This window comes from Streptomyces sp. MUM 203J (assembly GCF_022414595.1).
GTDB lineage: Bacteria > Actinomycetota > Actinomycetes > Streptomycetales > Streptomycetaceae > Streptomyces.
This window is the reverse complement of record NZ_JADWYO010000004.1, coordinates 165,977-183,599: the sequence shown is the minus strand read 5'-3', so window position 1 is coordinate 183,599 and position 17,623 is coordinate 165,977. Positions and strand designations below refer to the sequence as shown.

Here is a 17,623-nt window from a genome sequence, read left to right as displayed (position 1 = left end):
CATGGACCTGAACACCGACGCGCAGACGGAAGCGCATCCGGAGATGTCGAGACGGCGGCTGCTGGGCACCGTGGGCGCCGCGGGCGCGACCGGCCTGGTGGTGGGCGCGGCCGCGGGCGCCGGCGGGTATGCGGCGCTGGGCGGAGGCTCCGGCGACGTACCGGCGCTGGCCACGGTCGGATCCACCCGGGTGCCGTTCCGCGGCGCCCACCAGGCGGGCATCCTCCAGCCTCTCCAGTCACGCGGCCATCTCGTCGCCTTCGACCTGGCACCGGGCGCGGGCCGCAAGGAGGCGGTCGCGCTGATGCGCCGCTGGTCGGGGGCGGCGGAGCGACTGATGGCGGGCGAGCCGACGGGCACCACCGACGGCGGCGTGGCCCGGGACGCGGGACCCAGTTCGCTGAGCGTCACCTTCGGGTTGGGTGCCTCTTTCTTCGACCGGACGGGCCTGGAGGCCCAGCGACCGCGCCAGCTCGACCCGCTGCCCGCGTTCTCCGCCGACCAGCTCGACCAGAAGCGGTCCAACGGCGACCTCTGGGTGCAGATCGGCGCGGACGACGCGCTGGTCGCGTTCCACGCGCTGCGCACGCTCCAGAAGGAGGCGGGCGGCACGGCCGCTGTGCGCTGGCAGATGAACGGCTTCAACCGCTCACCCGGAGCCACCGCGCAGCCGATGACGGCCCGCAATCTGATGGGCCAGGTCGACGGCACGGGCAATCCGAAACCCACCGACCCCGATTTCGACCGGCACATCTTCGTCGCGGCGGGCGGCGACCAGCCGTGGATGACGGGCGGCTCGTACGCGGTGGTGCGCCGGATCCGCATGCTGCTGGACGACTGGGACCAGCTGCCCCTGAAGCGGCAGGAGGCCGTCATCGGGCGGCGTAAGTCAGACGGTGCCCCGCTCTCGGGGGGCACGGAGACGACAGAGCCGGACCTGGACAAGCTGGGGGCCGACGGTAAGCCGGTCATCGCCGCCGACGCACATGCCCGCATCTCGGCACCGGAGCAGAACGGCGGGGCCACGATGCTGCGGCGGCCCTTCTCCTTCCACGACGGCATCGGGCCGGACGGGGCACCCGACGCAGGACTGCTGTTCGTCTGCTGGCAGGCCGATCCGCTGAAGGGCTTCGTGCCCGTGCAGCGGAAGCTGGACCGCGGCGACGCGCTGTCCGCGTTCATCCGGCACGAGGCGAGCGGCCTGTTCGCAGTCCCTGGCGGGCCGAAAGAGGGCGAGTACGTGGGGCAGCGACTGCTGGAGAGCTGACGCGGGCCAAGAGGCAGAGACCGGGATGGGGCTGGGCTGGATGGCTCAGGGTGTCCATGTTTCACGTGAAACGGCTCTGAGGTTTCACGTGAAACGGCGCATCAGGGAACGCATGATCCCCGGGCGAAGATCGGCCACCTGGGGCTTCGGCGCATTAGGGTGACCGGTATGTCGGCCACGCGATTCACCTATCTCGGCCCCGAGGGCACGTTCACCGAAGCCGCCCTGCGAACGCTGCCGGAAGCCGCGACACGAGAGCTGGTACCGATGCTGTCGGTGCCGGCGGCACTGGACGCCGTACGGAACGAAGAGGCGGCCGCCGCGCTCGTACCGATCGAGAACTCGGTGGAGGGCGGGGTCACCGCGACCCTCGACGAGCTGGCGTCGGGCAAGCCCCTGATGATCTACCGCGAGGTGCTGCTGCCGATCGCGTTCGCACTGCTGGTGCGGCCGGGGACCCAGCTGTCCGACATCAAGACGGTGACCGGCCACCCCGTGGCCCAGCCTCAGGTGCGCAACTGGCTGCGGACTCATCTGCCGGAGGCGGTGTGGGAATCGGCCGCGTCGAACGCGGATGGGGCACGGCTGGTGCAGGAGGGCCGGTACGACGCGGCCTTCGCCGGGGCCTTCGCGGCTGCGACGTACGGGCTTGAGGCGCTGGTCACCGACATCCACGACGCGGAGAACGCCGAGACGCGGTTCGTGCTGGTGGGGCGTCCGGCACGGCCTTCCGCTCCGACCGGGGCGGACAAGACGTCCATGGTCCTCTGGTTGCGCGACGACCACCCGGGTGCCCTGCTGGAACTGCTCCAGGAGTTCGCTGTGCGGGGTGTGAACCTGATGCTGATCCAGTCGCGGCCCACGGGGGCCGGCATCGGCAACTACTGCTTCGCCGTGGACGCCGAAGGCCATGTCTCGGACCGTCGTATGGGTGAGGCGCTGATGGGGCTGAAGCGGATCTGCCCGAAGGTGCGTTTTCTCGGCTCGTATCCCCGCGCGGGGGTCACCCCGGACCAGGTGCGGACGCTCCGGCCGGGCACGTCGGACGGGGACTTCACGGCGGCGGCGGACTGGCTGGCACGCTGCCAGGACGGACGCGGAGCGTAGCCGCAAAGTTATCCACAGGGCGGCGGCCCTCCCTGGGGACAAGTCGACATCGGGCGTCCACCTCGGTTCGAGCGGAACGGGACAAGGTCGATAAATCGGTGTAGCCATCCTTCAGAGCCCTTCAGCACCCCACGGTCGGGCGCGTCACTCCAATTCCTTCAATCAACCCCTTGGAGTGAGCAATTCCCACCCGAAATGAGTGCGGGAGGTCGGTTTGGTCGACGATTCACCCCCTCCGTCCGGCACTTTCGGAGTGATCAGTTCCGGAGTTCACACCTATCCGCACAGCCTGTGGATAACATCCGCGCCGCACGGCACTCTGTGGACAACCAAGGGCGCGACTTTCCCTCCCCATATCGGTTGCATTCCTGCAAAATGGGGCAAATCGATACGCTCGGTGATATGCGGTGGGGTGAGCCGAGTCCACACCGGTAGCCTGGTGGGGTGATTGACCTTCGCCTGCTCCGTGAGGACCCCGACCGAGTTCGCGCCTCCCAGCGCGCCCGTGGAGAGGACGTCGAACTCGTCGACGCCCTGCTCTCAGCCGACGAGCGGCGCAGGTCGTCCGGCGTCCGTTTCGACGAACTCCGTTCCGAGCAGAAATCGCTCGGCAAGCTCATCCCCAAGGCTTCCCCGGAGGAGCGGGCCGAGCTGCTCCAGCGCGCCGAGCAGCTGAAGGCCGACGTCAAGGCTGCCGACGCCGAGCAGCACGAGGCCGATGAGGAGACGCGGCGCCTGCTGCTCCGGCTCGGCAACATCGTCCATTCCGACGTCCCGGTCGGCGGCGAGGAGGACTTCGTCGTCCTGGAGACGCACGGGACCGTCCGCGACTTCGCCGCCGAGGGCTTCGAGCCCAAGGACCATCTGGAGCTGGGCGAGGCGCTCGGCGCCATCGACGTCGAGCGCGGCGCCAAGGTGTCCGGCTCCCGCTTCTACTACCTGACGGGCGTCGGCGCCCTGCTGGAGCTGGCCCTCGTCAACGCCGCCATCGCGCAGGCGACGGAGGCCGGGTTCACCCCGATGCTGACGCCGACGCTGGTCCGCCCGCGCGCCATGGAGGGCACCGGCTTCCTCGGCCAGGCCGCCGAGAACGTGTACCACCTGGAGAAGGACGACTTCTACCTGGTCGGCACGTCCGAGGTACCGCTCGCCGCCTACCACATGGACGAGATCCTCGACGCCGACAAGCTGCCGCTGCGGTACGCCGGGTTCTCCCCCTGCTACCGCCGCGAGGCAGGTACGTACGGCAAGGACACCCGCGGCATCTTCCGCGTCCACCAGTTCGACAAGGTCGAGATGTTCTCGTACGTCGCGCCCGAGGACGCGGAGGCCGAGCACCAGCGGCTCCTGGAGTGGGAGAAGCAGTGGCTGAACTCCCTGGAGCTGCCGTTCCAGGTGATCGATGTCGCCACCGGTGACCTGGGTGCCTCCGCCTCCCGTAAGTACGACTGCGAGGCCTGGATCCCGACCCAGGGCAAGTACCGCGAACTCACCTCCGCGTCCAACTGCGACAGCTTCCAGGCACGCCGACTGTCCGTGCGCATGCGCGAGGGCAAAAAGGTGCAGCCGCTGGCGACGCTGAACGGCACGCTGTGCGCCGTGCCGCGCACGATCGTGGCGATCCTGGAGAACCACCAGCTGGCCGACGGCTCGGTGCGGGTCCCGGAGATCCTCCGGCCGTACCTCGGGGGCCGGGAGCTGCTGGAGCCCGTCGCCAAGTGAGCCCCTTCCCCTTCCGGCTCGTCGCGACCGACCTCGACGGGACGCTGCTGCGCCCCGACGGGTCGGTCTCGCAGCGCACCCGTGACGCGCTCATCGCCGCCACCGAGGCGGGCTCGGCCCATATCGTCGTGACCGGGCGGGCCGTCCCCTGGACCCGGCAGATCCTGGAGGACCTCGACTACCAGGGGCTCGCAGTGTGCGGGCAGGGCGCGCAGGTCTACCACGCGGGCGAGCGGCGGCTGCTGACCTCGCTGACCCTGGACCGGCAGCTCGCGGGGCTCGCCCTGTCGAAGCTGGAGGCCGAGGTGGGTCCGCTGGCACTCGCCGCGGGCCGCGACGGGCTGGACGGGGACGTGCTGGTGGGGCCCGGGTACCAGGTCCATGACGGGCCCTTGCCGTACGTGCCGTACAGGGACCCTGCGGAGGTGTGGGCTGCGCCGCTGAACAAGCTCTACATCCAGCACCCGGAACTCGACGACGACACGCTCACCGCGGTCGCGCGGGAGACAGTGGGCGGCCTGGTGGACGTGGTGATGGCAGGCCCGGGCGTCGTGGAGCTGCTGCCGCTGGGCCTCTCCAAGGCGACGGGGCTCTCGCTGGCGGCGCGGCGGCTGGGCGTCAAGGCGGGCGACACGATCGCGTTCGGTGACATGCCCAACGACATCCCGATGTTCGCATGGGCGCGGCACGGTGTGGCGATGGCCAACGCGCACGACGAGCTGAAGGCCGTCGCCCACGAGGTCACCGCGTCGAACGACGCGGACGGTATCGCGGTGGTCCTGGAGCAGTTGCTGGCCGGCTGACGGCTGCTGCAAGGCGGCTGACGTGCTGCCGTCGGCCACGCTGAAGAGGGCTGAGGCGCAGCGTGCGGACCGTGTCCGCACGCTGCCGGTACCCGCTGCGGGCAGGGACGGAGTGCGGAAGGCGCCCGTCGCCGCGGCCCCGAAGGGGGAGGGGCGGCCCGCGCGTATGTGCGTGTACGCGCGCTCGAAGCGGCCGCCCCCGGGCAGCTGCCGACGGGCGGCTCACGCCGGGGGTCTCGATGACCACTCCGGTGCCTGCCCCGCGCTGCCCTGCGGGAGCTCGGCGGTCCCGGGTTGTTCCCGTTCCCCGCCTCGCTCCTCCCCGGCTTCGTGGTGTCCGCGGTACGTCCACCACTGTGCCGGGGAGCGACCGCCCGCGCCAGCGAATTACCCCGTGGGACGGGGACGTTGCGCGATCAGAAGTTGATCATGTGCCCGGCGAGTCCGTGCACCGCCTCCTTGACCGCCTCCCCCAGCGTGGGGTGCGCGTGTACGTTGCGCGCCACCTCGTGGACCGTCAGATCCCACTGCTGGGCCAGCGTCAGCTCAGGCAGCAGCTCGGTCACGTCCGGGCCGATCAGATGGGCGCCGATGATCTCGCCGTACTTCGCGTCGCTGATCAGCTTCACGAAGCCGGTAGAGTCGCCCAGCCCGTGCGCCTTGCCGTTCGCGGTGAACGGGAACTTGGCGACCTTGACGTCGAAGCCCCGCTCCCGCGCCTGCTCCTCCGTCCAGCCGAAGCTGGCGATCTGCGGCTGGCAGTAGGTGGCGCGCGGGATCATCGGGTAGTCGAGTTCCATCGTCTCGGCGTCCGCGAGGGTCTCGGCGGCGACCACGCCCATGGCCTCGGCGGTGTGTGCCAGCATCAGCTTGGCGGTGACGTCACCGATCGCGTAGATGTGCGCGACGGACGTACGGCAGCGTGCGTCGACGTCGATCGCGCCGCGTTCGGTGAGCCGTACACCGGTGTGTTCCAGCCCGTAGCCCGTGACGTTCGGGGCGAAGCCGATCGCCTGGAGCACCTTGTCGGCCTCCAGAACCTGCTGGGAGCCGTCCTTGGTGGTGACGGTGACGCGCACCTGGGCGCCCGACTCGTCGATGGAGTCGACACGGGTCGAGGTCATCACGTCGATGCCGAGCTTGCGGTACTGCTTCGCCAGCTCCGCCGAGACGTCCTTGTCCTCCAGTGGCGCGATCCGGTCGAGGAACTCGACGACGGTGACCTTCACGCCGTAGTTGTGCAGCACGTACGCGAACTCGATGCCGATGGCGCCCGCGCCGGCGATCACGACCGACTGGGGCAGGTCGTCGGCGAGGATCTGCTCCTCGTAGGTGACGACGCGGTCGCTGCGGCTGGTCCCGGGGAGCAGGCGCGGGGTGGCGCCGGTCGCGATGATGCAGTTGTCGAAACCGATGGTGCCGGTGGTGCCGTCGGCGAGGGCCACCTGAAGGGTGTGCGCGTCCAGGAAGGTGCCCCGGCCGGTGAACTCGGTGATGCCGTTCTTCTTCATCAGGTAGTGGACGCCCTTGACGCGGCCGTCCGCGACCCGGCGGCTGCGGCGGAAGGCCTCGCCGTAGTCGAAGGAGACCTGGCCGTCGACCTTGATGCCGAAGGTCTTCGCCTCGTGCGTGACGATGTGCGCCAGCTCGGCGTTGCGCAGCAGGGCCTTGGTGGGGATGCAGCCGACGTTGAGGCAGACGCCGCCCCAGTACTTCTCCTCGACGACCGCGACCCGCTTCCCGAGCTGCGCTGCACGGATGGCGGCGACGTATCCGCCGGGCCCTGCCCCGAGTACGACGACGTCGAAGCGGTCTGTCATGACTTGCTCCCCAGGTTGTGAGTGCGGGTCGTACGGGCCGTGTGGGTCGCGCCCGTGCCCACAGTAATCCTGGGGAGGTCAGCCTGCTGCGACGGCCGTCTCCCCCTGTGGACGGGGGAGGCTGTGTGGACAACTCCCTCCCCCGTCCGCGTGAAGAGGCGCGTGTGCGACCTGCCTCTCGCCTGTCTCCCGCCTGCGGACGCTCTCCTACTCCTCGCCCGCCAGCGTCAGAGTGCGCAGCTTCTGGCCCGCGTACCAGGTGGCGGCCACGGTCACCGCGGCCAGCAGCCCCACCGCGAGCGGCAGGCCCACCTCGGAGGAGACCAGGCCCTCGCCCCGGGTGACCTTCTCGGCCACGGCCATCGCCCACTCCCGGACGCTGAGGGTGCGCGCCCCGGAGATAAGCCCGGCGAACAGCGCCTCCCAGATCAGCGCGTACACGAGACCGATGACGACGGCGTGCCGGCTGACCGTGCCGAGCAGCAGGAACAGCGCGCTGTACGCGATCGAGGCGACCAGTGCCGCGACCGTGTAGGCGACGGCGACCTGCTGGCCGTTGCCGTTGAGGATCAGCCCCGCGAGGAGTGTGGGCAGCGCGGAGAAGACCATGGTGACGGCGATGGCCACGGTCAGCTTGGTGAGGATGATCGTGGGCCGCTTCACCGGCTTGGCCAGCAGATAGACGATCGAGCCGTCGTCGATCTCCGGGCCGATCGCGCCCGTACCGGCGATGACGCCGATCAGCGGCACCATCGTGGCGAGCGCGAACCCTCCGAGCACGTCCGCGGCGACCTGGTCGTCCGGTCCGTTGAAGATCCGGACGGCGGCCGCCAGCATCAGCAGCAGTGCGGGGAGGACGAAGAGGACCGCGGCACGGCGGCGGCCCAGCAGGGCCCGGTAGGTGAGCCGGGCGACAGTGGGGTGGTACATGGTCGTGGGCTCCCTTCAGGCCGCGACGAGGTAAGAGAAGACCGACTCGAGGGACTCGTCGGAGGGCGAGACCGTCAGCAGCCGGATGCCATGGGCCCGGGCGACCTGGGGCAGCAGCTCGGTGAACCGGCTGAAGTCGACCGCCTGGACGCGCAGGGCGCCTTCACGGACGTCCACCTCGATGCCCGCCGTCGACGGGTCCGCGATGAGCGCGGCGGCCAGGGCGCGGTCGTCACTGGAGCGGATCAGGTACCGGTGCGGGCGGTCCGTCATCAGGCGGCGGATCCGGCGGAAGTCCCCGCTGGCGGCGTGCCGTCCGGCGACGATCACCTCGATGTGGGCGGCGAGCTGCTCGACCTCCTCCAGGATGTGGGAGGAGAACAGCACGGTGCGGCCGTCGGCGCCCATACGGCGCAGCAGGTCCATGAGCTGCATGCGCTGGCGCGGGTCCATACCGTTGAACGGCTCGTCGAGCAGTAGCACGGACGGTTCGTGGACCAGGGCCGAGGCCATCTTCACGCGCTGCCGCATGCCCTTGCTGTACGTACCGATCTGCCGGTCCTGCGCGTACTCCATCTCCACGGTGGCAAGGGCCCGCTGGGCCTCGGCGGCGCCCAGACCGTGGAGTTCGGCGTTGGCGACGACGAAGTCTCGGCCGGTGAGGAAGTCGTACATCGCCTCCCGCTCGGGGACGACACCGATGCGGCGGTAGACGGACTCGTTGCGCCAGATGGGCTGCCCGTCGAGCGTGACGGTGCCGGTGGAGGGGTTGAGGAACCCGCCCATCATGTTGATGAGGGTGGACTTGCCCGCGCCGTTGGGGCCGAGGAGACCGGTGACGCCGGGCCCGATCGACATGGTGATGTCGTTGACGGCGACGACGTTTCCGAACCACCGGGAGACGTGGTCGATGGAGATAGTGCTCATGGACGCAGCCCATTCCTTGGAAGGGTGGTGGCGGGCGACGGGTGCGCGGTTTTCACAGCCCGACCTTTCGGTAGCGGCGCATGAGGATGCCGTACGAACCGGCGATCAGCGCGAGGACGGCCAGCAGGTAGACGACACCCTGTCCGGTGCTGGGGCCGAGGGCGTCGGGGAACGTCGAGGAGGCTCCGAGGAAAGCGGTCTGGACGCCGTCGATGAGAGTCATCGGGGAGAACAGGCCCAGCCAGGCCACCGCGTCGAAGTTGTCGGTGGCCCAGGCGATGCCCTGGAGGGTGCTGACCGCGCCGTACGAGATGACCAGCACCCCGATGATCGCGGCGACGCCGAACCCGCGACGGGGTGTCAGGGCGGCTACGACCAGGCTGATCCCGCCGAGCAGGAGCGCCAGCAGGACCACGGAGGCCACCCCCTGTGCCAGGCCCTTGGTCTGCTCGACGAAGTCCATCTTCGCGAGCAGCGCGCCGATGTAGAGGATGAGCAGCGGCAGCGCCGTCAGCATGAAGAGCGCGGTCGCCATCGCCCCGAACTTCGCGAGGACGTAGTCGAGCCGCTCGATGGGTCGGGAGAAGTACAGCGGGACACTGCGGAAGCGCAGGTCGAGAGAGACGGCCTGGGGCGCCTGGGAGGCCACGAACAGGGCGATGACAAGCTGCATGATCATCGCGTACTGGGTGTACGCGACGGGGAGCTTCGTCATCTTGGTGGTGACGGCCACGGCGACGATGATCAGCGCCGGGACGCACATGATGCCGAGCAGGATCATCGGCAGGACCTTGGACTTGGCGCTGCGGCCCAGCCCGTAGGAGCCCCGCAGGGACTGCACGAAAAGGGACCGGCGCGCGTAGGCACGGCCGAGGCGGGGCCCGTCGTACTTGCGGTAGCCGATGTTGTGGATCTGCGTCTGGGCCTGGGCCTGGGGTTCGGGCTGGGGCTGGCTGCTCATGTCGGTCCTCATCAGGCCGGAACCTCCAGGGACTGGCCGTCGCCGTGTGCCGCGTCGGAGGTCCCGGGATGGAAGACCTCCGCGATGTGGTGGCGGCGCTGCTCCATGCGGACGAGGCCGAGGCCCAGGTCGGCGACGGTGTCGCGGACGATGTCGTAGGTGTCGTCGCCGGTGGCCTCGACCAGGAGGACGTGACCCGCGCCGGGCAGGCCTTCTTCCTCACGCAGGTGGAGGTTGACTCCGGCGGCGGTCAGGGCGGTCCTCAGCGCCGCGGTGCCGTCCGGGTGGGCGTCGGAGTCGGTGACCTCGACGGCGACGGTGGTGGTGGTCCGGGTGAAGTCGCTGGTGGAGCTGGAGCGCAGAAGCCGGCCGCCGTCGATGACGACGACGTGGTCGCAGGTGCGCTCCAGTTCCCCGAGCAGGTGGGACGTGACGAGGACGGAGATGCCGAAGTCCGTCCAGACGCGGCGGATCAGGCCGAGCATCTCGTCGCGGCCGACCGGGTCCAGACCGTTGGTCGGTTCGTCCAGGAGAACCAGCTTCGGGTCGTGGACGAGGGCCTGGGCGAGCTTCACGCGCTGTTTCATGCCCGTGGAGTAGCCGCCCATGGGGCGGTAGCGCTCCTCGTAGAGGCCGACATGGCGCAGGGTGTCGGCGGTGCGTTCCCGTGCCGCGGTGGCCGGCAGGCCGGACATGCGGGCCATATGAACGACGAACTCGGTGGCCGAGACGTCCGGCGGCAGGCAGTCGTGTTCCGGCATGTAGCCGACCTGCTCGCGGATGCCGGGGCCGTGTGCCGCGACGTCGAGACCGAGGACCTCGGCGCGGCCCTCGGTCGCCGGCGACAGCCCGAGCAGAATTTTGATCATGGTTGATTTGCCGGCTCCGTTGGCACCCACCAGGCCGGTCACACCGGGCCCGATGTCCAGCGACAGCCGGTCGAGAGCGGTCACCCGGGGGAACCGCTTGCTGAGGCTTTCGGTCGCGATCACAGTCACGCTCCGACGCTAGTGGCGCGGGCCACAACGGGCGTCAGCCCTGGCGGCTGGATCTGTCTCCGACTCCAGGAGTACGTGACCGTGCGGTGGCCCGTACGGGAGATGTAGGCCGGGCGGGCGGACGGGTTGTCCACAGGCCACGCACACCTCTTGACGCAGCCGCCGGGCATTGTCACATTCGTTGATGTCAAGTTACGAACGCGTAGCGCACACGGGCGCTCACGTGATGCGGTGCTGCCCGGCGGACACGGCGGGGTGGTGCCGGGCGGACAGACGGGCGGGGTGTGGCGTGGCAGCAGCGATGACAGGGACGCGCGACTCGCAGGAGCTGCGCGGCTTCAGGGAGGTACAGCGGCTCGCGTACAGCTGCGCGGAGGCGGTGGCGGCGCGGCTCAGGCCGGGAGTGACGGAGCGGGAGGCGGCCCGGATGCAGCGGGAGTGGCTGCGTGAGCGAGGTGTTCGGGACTGGTTCCATCTGCCGTTCGCCTGGTTCGGCGACCGCACGGCCTTCACGGGGTTCCGGGTGCCGCTCCAGTTCTTCCCGACGAACCGGAGACTGGAGCCGGGGATGCCGTTCATCCTCGACATGGCACCCATATACAAGGGCCACACCGCGGACATCGGCTACTCCGGCTGCCTCGGCCCGAACGCGGTGCACGCCAGGCTGCTCAGTGATCTGCGTGAGCACCGCGTGCTCATCCTGCGGGAGGTGAGGGAGCGACGACCGCTGCGGGAGATCTACGAGGACGTGGACCGGCTCATGGTTCGGCAGGGGTACGCCAACCGGCATCGCGCGTATCCGTTCGGCGTCATCGCGCACAAGGTGGACCGGGTACGGGAGCGGCGCTGGGCGCCGACACTGTTCGGGTTCGGTACGCGCTCGCTGCGGGGACTGGCGAGCGACGCCCTGCACGGGCACCGGGAGGGCTGGTCGCCGCTCTGGTCGCCGTACCGGTTCTCGGACCATCCGCCGCGGCCGGGGCTGTGGGCCGTCGAGCCGCACCTGGGGTTCCGGGGGACGGGCGCGAAGTTCGAGGAGCTGCTGGTGGTGACCGACTCGAAGGACCCGGAGGAGAGCGCGTTCTGGCTGGACGACGACCTGCCGCACGTCCGGCGGTGGGCGGAGGAGACGCGGGAGACGGAGGAGGTGGCGGGCGTATGAGCGGGCCGGGTCTGCTGAAGGGCGCGCGGGAGCGCCGGGTGCGTACGGGCGGGGTCGAGCTGTGTGTGGCCGAGCTGGGTGAGCCGGGCCGGCCGACGGTGGTGCTGGTACACGGGTACCCGGACTCGAAGGAGGTCTGGTCCGAGGTGGCGAACCGGCTGTCCGAGCGCTTCCATGTGGTGCTGTACGACGTGCGGGGGCACGGTGGCTCGACGGCGCCGGCGCCGTTGCGCGGCGGATTCACGCTGGAGAAGCTGACGGACGACTTCCTCGCGGTCGTGGACGCGGTCAGCCCGGACCGGCCAGTGCATCTGGTGGGCCACGACTGGGGGTCGGTGCAGTCGTGGGAGTTCGTGACCGTGCAGCGGACCGAGGGACGGATCGCGTCGTTCACGTCCCTGTCCGGCCCGTCCCTGGACCACTTCGGGCACTGGATCAAGGAACGAGCGGCCCGCCCGACCCCGCGCCGGGTCAGCCAGCTCCTGGGACAGGGGGCCAAGTCCTGGTACGTGTATCTGCTGCACACGCCTGCCCTTCCGGAGGCGGCGTGGCGGGGGCCGCTCGGCAAACGGTGGCCGGGCCTCCTGCGCCGCGTGGAGCGGGTGCCGGCCGACGGCTACCCGACGGCGTCGCTGCCGTCCGACGCGGCGAACGGGGCATGGCTGTACCGGGACAACGTGCGCTCACGGCTGCTGCGCCCCCGGGACGACGCCTACGCCCATGTGCCGGTGCAGCTCATCACGCCGACCGGGGACGCGTTCCTGTCGGAGCGGCTCTACGACGACCTGGCGCGGTGGGCGCCGCGGCTCGTACGCCGCACGCTGCCGGCGAAGCACTGGGTGCCCCGCACCCGGCCGGACCAGGTGGCGGCGTGGATCGGGGAGTTCGTGACGGCGCACGACGAGCAGGGCGCGCCGGGCGGTGCGGGGCTCCCGGAGCCGGTCACGGCGGGCCGGCGGTACGCGGACCGGTTCGGCGGCCGACTGGTGCTGGTGACGGGGGCGGGCAGCGGCATCGGACGGGCCACCGCGTTCGCGTTCGCGGAGGCGGGCGCACGGGTGGTGGCCGTGGACCGGGACGCCGAAGGCGCGGCCCGTACGGCGGAGCTCGCCCTGCTGGTCGGGGCGCCCTCTGCTTGGGCCGAGGTGGCCGACGTGAGCGACGAACAGGCCATGGAGAAGCTCGCCGCGAAGGTCGCCGCCGAGTACGGCGTGGTGGACGTGCTGGTGAACAACGCGGGGATCGGGCTCTCCGGTTCCTTCTTCGACACCACGAGCGAGGACTGGAAGCGGGTCCTGGACGTCAACCTGTGGGGCGTCATCCACGGCTGCCGGTTCTTCGGGCGTCAGATGGCGGAGCGTGGCCAGGGCGGGCACATCGTGAACACGGCGTCGGCCGCCGCGTACCAGCCGTCGCGGGTGCTCCCCGCCTACGGCACGTCGAAGGCCGCGGTGCTGATGCTCAGCGAGTGCCTGCGCGCGGAGCTGGCCGGGCAGGGCATCGGCGTCACGGCGATCTGCCCGGGCCTCGTCAACACCGGCATCACGGCCACGGCCCGGTTCGCCGGGGTGCCCGAGGACGAGGAGCGGCGGAGGCAGCGCCGGACCTCCCGGCTGTACGGACTGCGCAACTACCCGCCGGAGAAGGTGGCCGACGCGATCCTGCGGGCGGTGGCGGAGAACCGGGCAGTGGTGCCCGTGACCCCGGAGGCCAGGGGTGCCCACCTGATGTCCCGGCTCGCCCCGGCCGCGCTGCGCGCCATGGCCCGGATCGAGCCGCGGCTGTGAGAAGGCACGGTGCCCGGCCGCTCCCGCGGCCGGGCCCGTGAGCCCTCGTACCATCCCTGGCAGGAAGGCCAGGGGCAGTAGGGAGTGGAATGTGTCCGAGCGGGCGGCTGCGGCCGAGTACCGGATCGAGGACCTGGCGCATCTGAGCGGCGCCACCGTCCGGACCATCCGGGCCTACCAGGACAGAGGGCTGCTGCCCCGGCCCGAGCGGCGTGGCCGGTCCAACGTGTACGGGGACGGTCATCTGGCGCGGCTGCGGCAGATCGCGGATCTGCTGGACCGTGGCTACACCCTGGCCTCGATCAAGGAGCTGCTGGAGGCGTGGGACACCGGGCGCGGGCTCGGCGGCGTGCTGGGGCTGGTCGCGGAGGTGAACGGCCCGTGGACGGATGAGCAGGCCGACCGGATCACCCGCGCCGAACTGGACGAGCGGTTCGGCGGCGTACCGGACGAGCGGGCCGTGCGGGAGGCGGTCGAGCTGGGGGTGCTGGAGCCGGTGCCGGGGCGCGAGGACGAGTTTCTCGTACCGAGCCCGCAGGAACTCGCCGTGGCAGCGGAGCTGTACACGGCGGGGGTGCCCCTGCTGGCGATCGCCGAACATCTGCGGGAGCTGCGCACCCAGGTTGAGCACATCGCCACCCGGTTCCTGGAGTTCACCACGGAGCATGTCTTCGCGCGCTATCTCGGCCACCGTCCGCCCAGCGACGCCGAGGCCGCCGAGGCGGCCGGACTGGTACGGCGGCTGCGACCGCTCGCCCAGCAGACGGTGGACGCGGAACTGGCCCGCGCCATGCGCACGTTCGCTCCCCGCCACCTGCAGCAGCAGCTGGCGCCCGGAGCCCCGGCGGCGACCGCCGACGAGCCCCGTCCCGTCGCGCTCCCGGCGGAGACGGTACGCGCCGTACGGGAACTGGTCGGCACGGAGAACACGGCCGCGTTCATCGCGGCTGCCGCCGAACGAGAGGTGCACGCAAGGACGTTGGATGAACTGACCGCCACGGCCAGAGACCCGTCCGGCCCTGAACAAAGCTGAGATCACAGCGAGTTGTCCACAAGTGCATGCTCTCTGCTTGTGGAGAAAGGCAGTTGCCTGTGGATCAAACCTCATTCGCCGACTGTTCTCCCGCATGGCGGGTGATCTACGTCACCGCGCCCGCCGTATTTCCGTGGCGTCCGGGCGGTACGGGTGCCACGCTGCCTCCATGGACGAACTGCGCACAGTGAAGGTGTCGAAGTACCTGTCCAGGCATCTGCGCCACCAGCCGGAGAGGATCGGCCTGGCCCTGGATCCCCAGGGCTGGGTGGCTGTCATGGATCTGCTGCGGGCGATGGAACGGCACGGGATGCGGATCAGTCGTGCCGAGCTGGAGCACGTCGTCGCGGTGAACGACAAACGGCGTTTCACGATCGACACGGACCGCGACCAGATCCGGGCGGTCCAGGGTCACTCCGTGGACGTGGATCTGGCCCTGCCGCCGACCACCCCGCCCGCGCACCTCTACCACGGCACGGTCGCCCGGAACCTGGCGTCGATCCGCACCGAGGGGCTGCGCCCGATGGGACGCCACCATGTGCACCTGTCACCGGACCGGGAGACCGCGACCCGGGTCGGGGCGCGCAGGGGGCGGGCGCTCGTGCTGGCCGTGGACGCGGGGGCCATGCACCGCGACGGCCATGTCTTCCACGTCAGTGACAACGGTGTGTGGCTCACGGACTCGGTACCGCCGCGGTACCTCCGCTGCACGACGTGACCGGGCGAGGCGCCGGGTCACGGCCGGGCCTCGTCCGCCACTCGCGGCCGGAAGGGGGCTTCGTGCGCCGGGTGGGCGACACCGTCCGTCCGGAACGGACGGTGTCGCGATTCCTCTGATGCGGTCGCCGCGCAGCTCGGCCGTGGTGGCGACCACGAGACGTGATCACGGCCCCGGAGCGGGCCGACGATCCGCCGACCCGGCCCGGGGAACCCCGATCCGGCACTCGTTGTGCGTGCGATCCGGTCCGGCAGAGCCGCGCTTCTCCCATGACAGCAACGCGGCTCCTCACCGAGCGTCCGGTATATCCGATCCGACCGGCGACCGCCTCGTGACAGGCCCGGAACCGTCGCGCCATGTGCCCACGGAGATCATCCGGACCATGAGGGTCCGGGCCGGGGCCGGACACGGGCCACGCGGGACACCGCGCACCCGATCCGGCCCCCGCTCCGTCAGAGCTGCCGGGGCGGTCCGAACAGCGGAGTGCGCACCGGGGCGGCGAGCCCGACGAACACCACCATCTCGCGGCCACCGGGGTTGGTCTGCACCGGGATGTTCCGCCAGTTGTTGGCGAGCCAGACGTTGCCGGAGGGGTCGATCTGGATGGCGGTGTTCCGCTCCAGCCCGTCGCTGGTGTAACCGGTGTCCGCCGGTGAGATCGGGTCACCCGTGCGGAGTCCGGGCGGGCAGGCGGACAGGCGGGCGCCGCACAGGTTGGCCAGGCGATGGCCGCCGAAGTTCGCCACCCAGACGGTGTCATTGCCGTCGACCGCGATTCCCCAAGGCAGGAACAGGCCGTCGTTGACGAAGGGCTTGTCGGGGGTCGTGCCGTCGGGGCGGATCATCGTGACCGACGCGTCGACGTGCCGGGTGACGATGTCCTTGATCGCCTCGGCGACCATGGCCGGCGTGGTTCCCTCGCAAGGCGCGACCACAGCACCGCCGTTGGCCACGAAGACGTTGCCCAGGCTGTCGGCGGCGATGCCCATGGGGCGCTTGATCCCGCCGCCGGTGATCGAGCGCAGGGGCGTGCCGTGCGGGGACATCAGCATGACGCTGTCGCTCCCGTTGCCGGTCACCCAGGCACGCTTGCGCGTGTCGAACGTGACGTCGAAGGGCTTGATCAGGCTGTCCCCGCCGGGTGCGATGTTCCGGGCCCGGCGGGGGTCGCCCTCCGGAATCCGCGTCACGCTTCGGCCGCCGCAGTTGGCGATCCAGATGTTGCCGTCGCTGTCCGAGAGAGCGCCCTGCGGCTGCACGATGTCACCCTGCCGCCATCCCAGGGGTGGTGAGAGGGGCCGGCCGTCAGCGGTGAACTGCGAGACGCTGCGGTACAGACGGCTGGCGTCGAGCGGGCAGCCTGTGCCCTGGAAACCGAAGTTGGCCGCCCAGACCTGGCCCCGGGGGTCGATGGCGGTGCCGAAGCCCACCCCGTACAGTCCGCCGCCGCTGTAGGGGGCACCCGGTACGTCACGGCCGTCCGGAGTCAGCCGGGACAGGATGTGCGAACCGCAGACGGACTGCGAGGGATCGGCGTTGAACGTGTAGTTGTTGCCGATCCAGGCCGTGCCCTCCGCGTCGAACGCGACGTTGCCCGGACCGTCCAGCTCATGTCCGTTGCCCACGTAGCGGAGGGCGAGGGTCCAGGCGTCTGGGGCCTCCGCCAGCCTGGGGCGATAGGTGGTGCGGCCGTCGGCCAGCGCGAAGAGTTCCGCGGCGTGGTTGCCGGGGAGCCTGGCGATGTCCGCGACGGCCTGAAAGGTCTCCCTGGGCGCCTTCGCCCCGGGATGTCCTGCCAGTTCGAAGAGCGTGTCGCAGGTCTGTCCCGCGGTGCAGCCGGACAGGATGTCCGCCAGCGTGTTGAAGGCGCGGAGGGTGGACGTCTGGTCGCCGTTGGGGGCGGTGGCGAGCATGTCGGCCACCGAGCCGTCACCGATGTCGGCCAGATTGTGCGAGACGGCCGCAGCGTTCTGCAGCCCGGGCTTGCGGCCCGCCACCTCGCCGTCGCGGGTGAACTGCGCCATCGCGAAACCCGCCGCGACGGTGGTGCGCTCGTTGAGTACCACCTTTCCGGTGCGTCGGCCGGTGCCGAGCATCGCGACCATCCTGACCGGCCGCTCACGCTGCCCTGCCCGGGTGTCCCCGTGGTGGGCCCGTCCCGTGTCCGCGGTGAGGTACAGCACGGCGTCAGGGTTGTGCGGGGCACGGTACGAGAGGCTGAACCGGCCTCGGGAGTCGCTTCGGGTGCGGGCCAGTGGTCGGGCGTGGACACCGGGTTGGTCGCCTGCCTGAAGCAGCGTCACCTCGGCACCGGCGATCGGCCGGTCGCCGCTGCGCACTACACCGCGCTGATCCTTGCCGGTGTGTGCGGGCGACGGTCCACCACCG

The 17,623-nt window shown here is 70.6% G+C and carries 14 protein-coding genes; 8 read left to right on the top strand and 6 right to left on the bottom strand.

Features of this window, described 5'->3' with window-relative positions; translation table 11 throughout:
• Window position 1: 1 nt before the first annotated feature.
• The 4 genes from efeB to I3F58_RS04585 all read left to right on the top strand — a co-directional run bounded on the left by efeB (window position 2) and on the right by I3F58_RS04585 (window position 4,899).
• A complete protein-coding gene (efeB, locus tag I3F58_RS04600; protein WP_240106874.1) occupies window positions 2-1,267 on the top strand; it encodes an iron uptake transporter deferrochelatase/peroxidase subunit in 1,266 nt (421 codons plus the stop codon).
• Between the two features lie 168 nt (window positions 1,268-1,435).
• The gene (pheA, locus tag I3F58_RS04595; RefSeq protein WP_240106873.1) at window positions 1,436-2,374 is read left to right on the top strand and encodes a prephenate dehydratase; all 939 of its coding nucleotides are present in this window, start codon (window positions 1,436-1,438) and stop codon (window positions 2,372-2,374) included.
• Between the two features lie 444 nt (window positions 2,375-2,818).
• Window positions 2,819-4,096, top strand: a complete 1,278-nt coding sequence (gene serS, locus I3F58_RS04590) for a serine--tRNA ligase (RefSeq protein WP_240106872.1) — start codon at window positions 2,819-2,821, stop codon at window positions 4,094-4,096.
• Window positions 4,093-4,899 carry an HAD family hydrolase gene (locus tag I3F58_RS04585; protein ID WP_240106871.1) on the top strand — a complete coding sequence of 269 codons (807 nt, stop codon included), beginning with the start codon at window positions 4,093-4,095 and terminating at the stop codon, window positions 4,897-4,899. Before serS ends, I3F58_RS04585 begins: the two co-directional genes overlap by 4 nt.
• Before the next feature lie 416 nt (window positions 4,900-5,315).
• On the opposite strand, the gene lpdA is transcribed toward I3F58_RS04585, so the two are convergent.
• The 5 genes from lpdA to I3F58_RS04560 form a co-directional block, all read right to left on the bottom strand.
• Window positions 5,316-6,719 (bottom strand): dihydrolipoyl dehydrogenase, encoded by a 1,404-nt coding sequence (gene lpdA, locus I3F58_RS04580; RefSeq protein WP_240106870.1) that lies wholly within the window; start codon window positions 6,717-6,719, stop codon window positions 5,316-5,318.
• Between the two features lie 207 nt (window positions 6,720-6,926).
• Window positions 6,927-7,649: an ABC transporter permease gene (locus I3F58_RS04575; RefSeq protein ID WP_240106869.1), complete on the bottom strand. Its 723-nt coding sequence runs from the start codon at window positions 7,647-7,649 to the stop codon at window positions 6,927-6,929.
• 15 nt (window positions 7,650-7,664) lie between these two features.
• Window positions 7,665-8,576: an ABC transporter ATP-binding protein gene (locus I3F58_RS04570; protein WP_240106868.1), complete on the bottom strand. Its 912-nt coding sequence runs from the start codon at window positions 8,574-8,576 to the stop codon at window positions 7,665-7,667.
• A 52-nt stretch (window positions 8,577-8,628) separates the two neighbouring features.
• A complete protein-coding gene (locus tag I3F58_RS04565; protein WP_240106867.1) occupies window positions 8,629-9,537 on the bottom strand; it encodes an ABC transporter permease in 909 nt (302 codons plus the stop codon).
• 11 nt (window positions 9,538-9,548) lie between these two features.
• Window positions 9,549-10,529, bottom strand: a complete 981-nt coding sequence (locus tag I3F58_RS04560) for an ABC transporter ATP-binding protein (protein WP_240106901.1) — start codon at window positions 10,527-10,529, stop codon at window positions 9,549-9,551.
• A 307-nt stretch (window positions 10,530-10,836) separates the two neighbouring features.
• Here I3F58_RS04560 and I3F58_RS04555 point away from each other — a divergent pair, with 307 nt between their 5' ends.
• From I3F58_RS04555 to I3F58_RS04540, 4 genes are all read left to right on the top strand, one after another.
• On the top strand, window positions 10,837-11,697 hold the full coding sequence (locus tag I3F58_RS04555) for a M24 family metallopeptidase (RefSeq protein ID WP_240106866.1): 861 nt from the start codon (window positions 10,837-10,839) through the stop codon (window positions 11,695-11,697).
• The gene (locus I3F58_RS04550) at window positions 11,694-13,484 is read left to right on the top strand and encodes an SDR family oxidoreductase (protein ID WP_240106865.1); all 1,791 of its coding nucleotides are present in this window, start codon (window positions 11,694-11,696) and stop codon (window positions 13,482-13,484) included. Before I3F58_RS04555 ends, I3F58_RS04550 begins: the two co-directional genes overlap by 4 nt.
• Window positions 13,485-13,575: 91 nt before the next feature.
• Window positions 13,576-14,517, top strand: coding sequence for a MerR family transcriptional regulator (locus I3F58_RS04545; protein ID WP_240106864.1), 942 nt, complete (start codon window positions 13,576-13,578; stop codon window positions 14,515-14,517).
• 169 nt (window positions 14,518-14,686) lie between these two features.
• On the top strand, window positions 14,687-15,235 hold the full coding sequence (locus I3F58_RS04540) for an RNA 2'-phosphotransferase (protein WP_240106863.1): 549 nt from the start codon (window positions 14,687-14,689) through the stop codon (window positions 15,233-15,235).
• 452 nt (window positions 15,236-15,687) lie between these two features.
• Here the strand turns inward: I3F58_RS04540 and I3F58_RS04535 are convergent, their stop codons facing one another.
• Window positions 15,688-17,418, bottom strand: a complete 1,731-nt coding sequence (locus I3F58_RS04535; RefSeq protein WP_240106862.1) for a hypothetical protein — start codon at window positions 17,416-17,418, stop codon at window positions 15,688-15,690.
• Window positions 17,419-17,623 lie beyond the last annotated feature (205 nt).

What these genes read in the sequence shown, in the direction of transcription:
- I3F58_RS04540 (WP_240106863.1), top strand. Translation starts at nt 14,687, where the DNA reads ATGGACGAACTGCGCACAGTGAAGGTGTCGAAGTACCTGTCCAGGCAT.
- I3F58_RS04550 (WP_240106865.1), top strand. Translation starts at nt 11,694, where the DNA reads ATGAGCGGGCCGGGTCTGCTGAAGGGCGCGCGGGAGCGCCGGGTGCGT.
- efeB (WP_240106874.1), top strand. Translation starts at nt 2, where the DNA reads ATGGACCTGAACACCGACGCGCAGACGGAAGCGCATCCGGAGATGTCG.
- I3F58_RS04555 (WP_240106866.1), top strand. Translation starts at nt 10,837, where the DNA reads ATGACAGGGACGCGCGACTCGCAGGAGCTGCGCGGCTTCAGGGAGGTA.
- I3F58_RS04565 (WP_240106867.1), bottom strand. Translation starts at nt 9,537, where the DNA reads ATGAGCAGCCAGCCCCAGCCCGAACCCCAGGCCCAGGCCCAGACGCAG.
- lpdA (WP_240106870.1), bottom strand. Translation starts at nt 6,719, where the DNA reads ATGACAGACCGCTTCGACGTCGTCGTACTCGGGGCAGGGCCCGGCGGA.
- pheA (WP_240106873.1), top strand. Translation starts at nt 1,436, where the DNA reads ATGTCGGCCACGCGATTCACCTATCTCGGCCCCGAGGGCACGTTCACC.
- I3F58_RS04570 (WP_240106868.1), bottom strand. Translation starts at nt 8,576, where the DNA reads ATGAGCACTATCTCCATCGACCACGTCTCCCGGTGGTTCGGAAACGTC.
- I3F58_RS04575 (WP_240106869.1), bottom strand. Translation starts at nt 7,649, where the DNA reads ATGTACCACCCCACTGTCGCCCGGCTCACCTACCGGGCCCTGCTGGGC.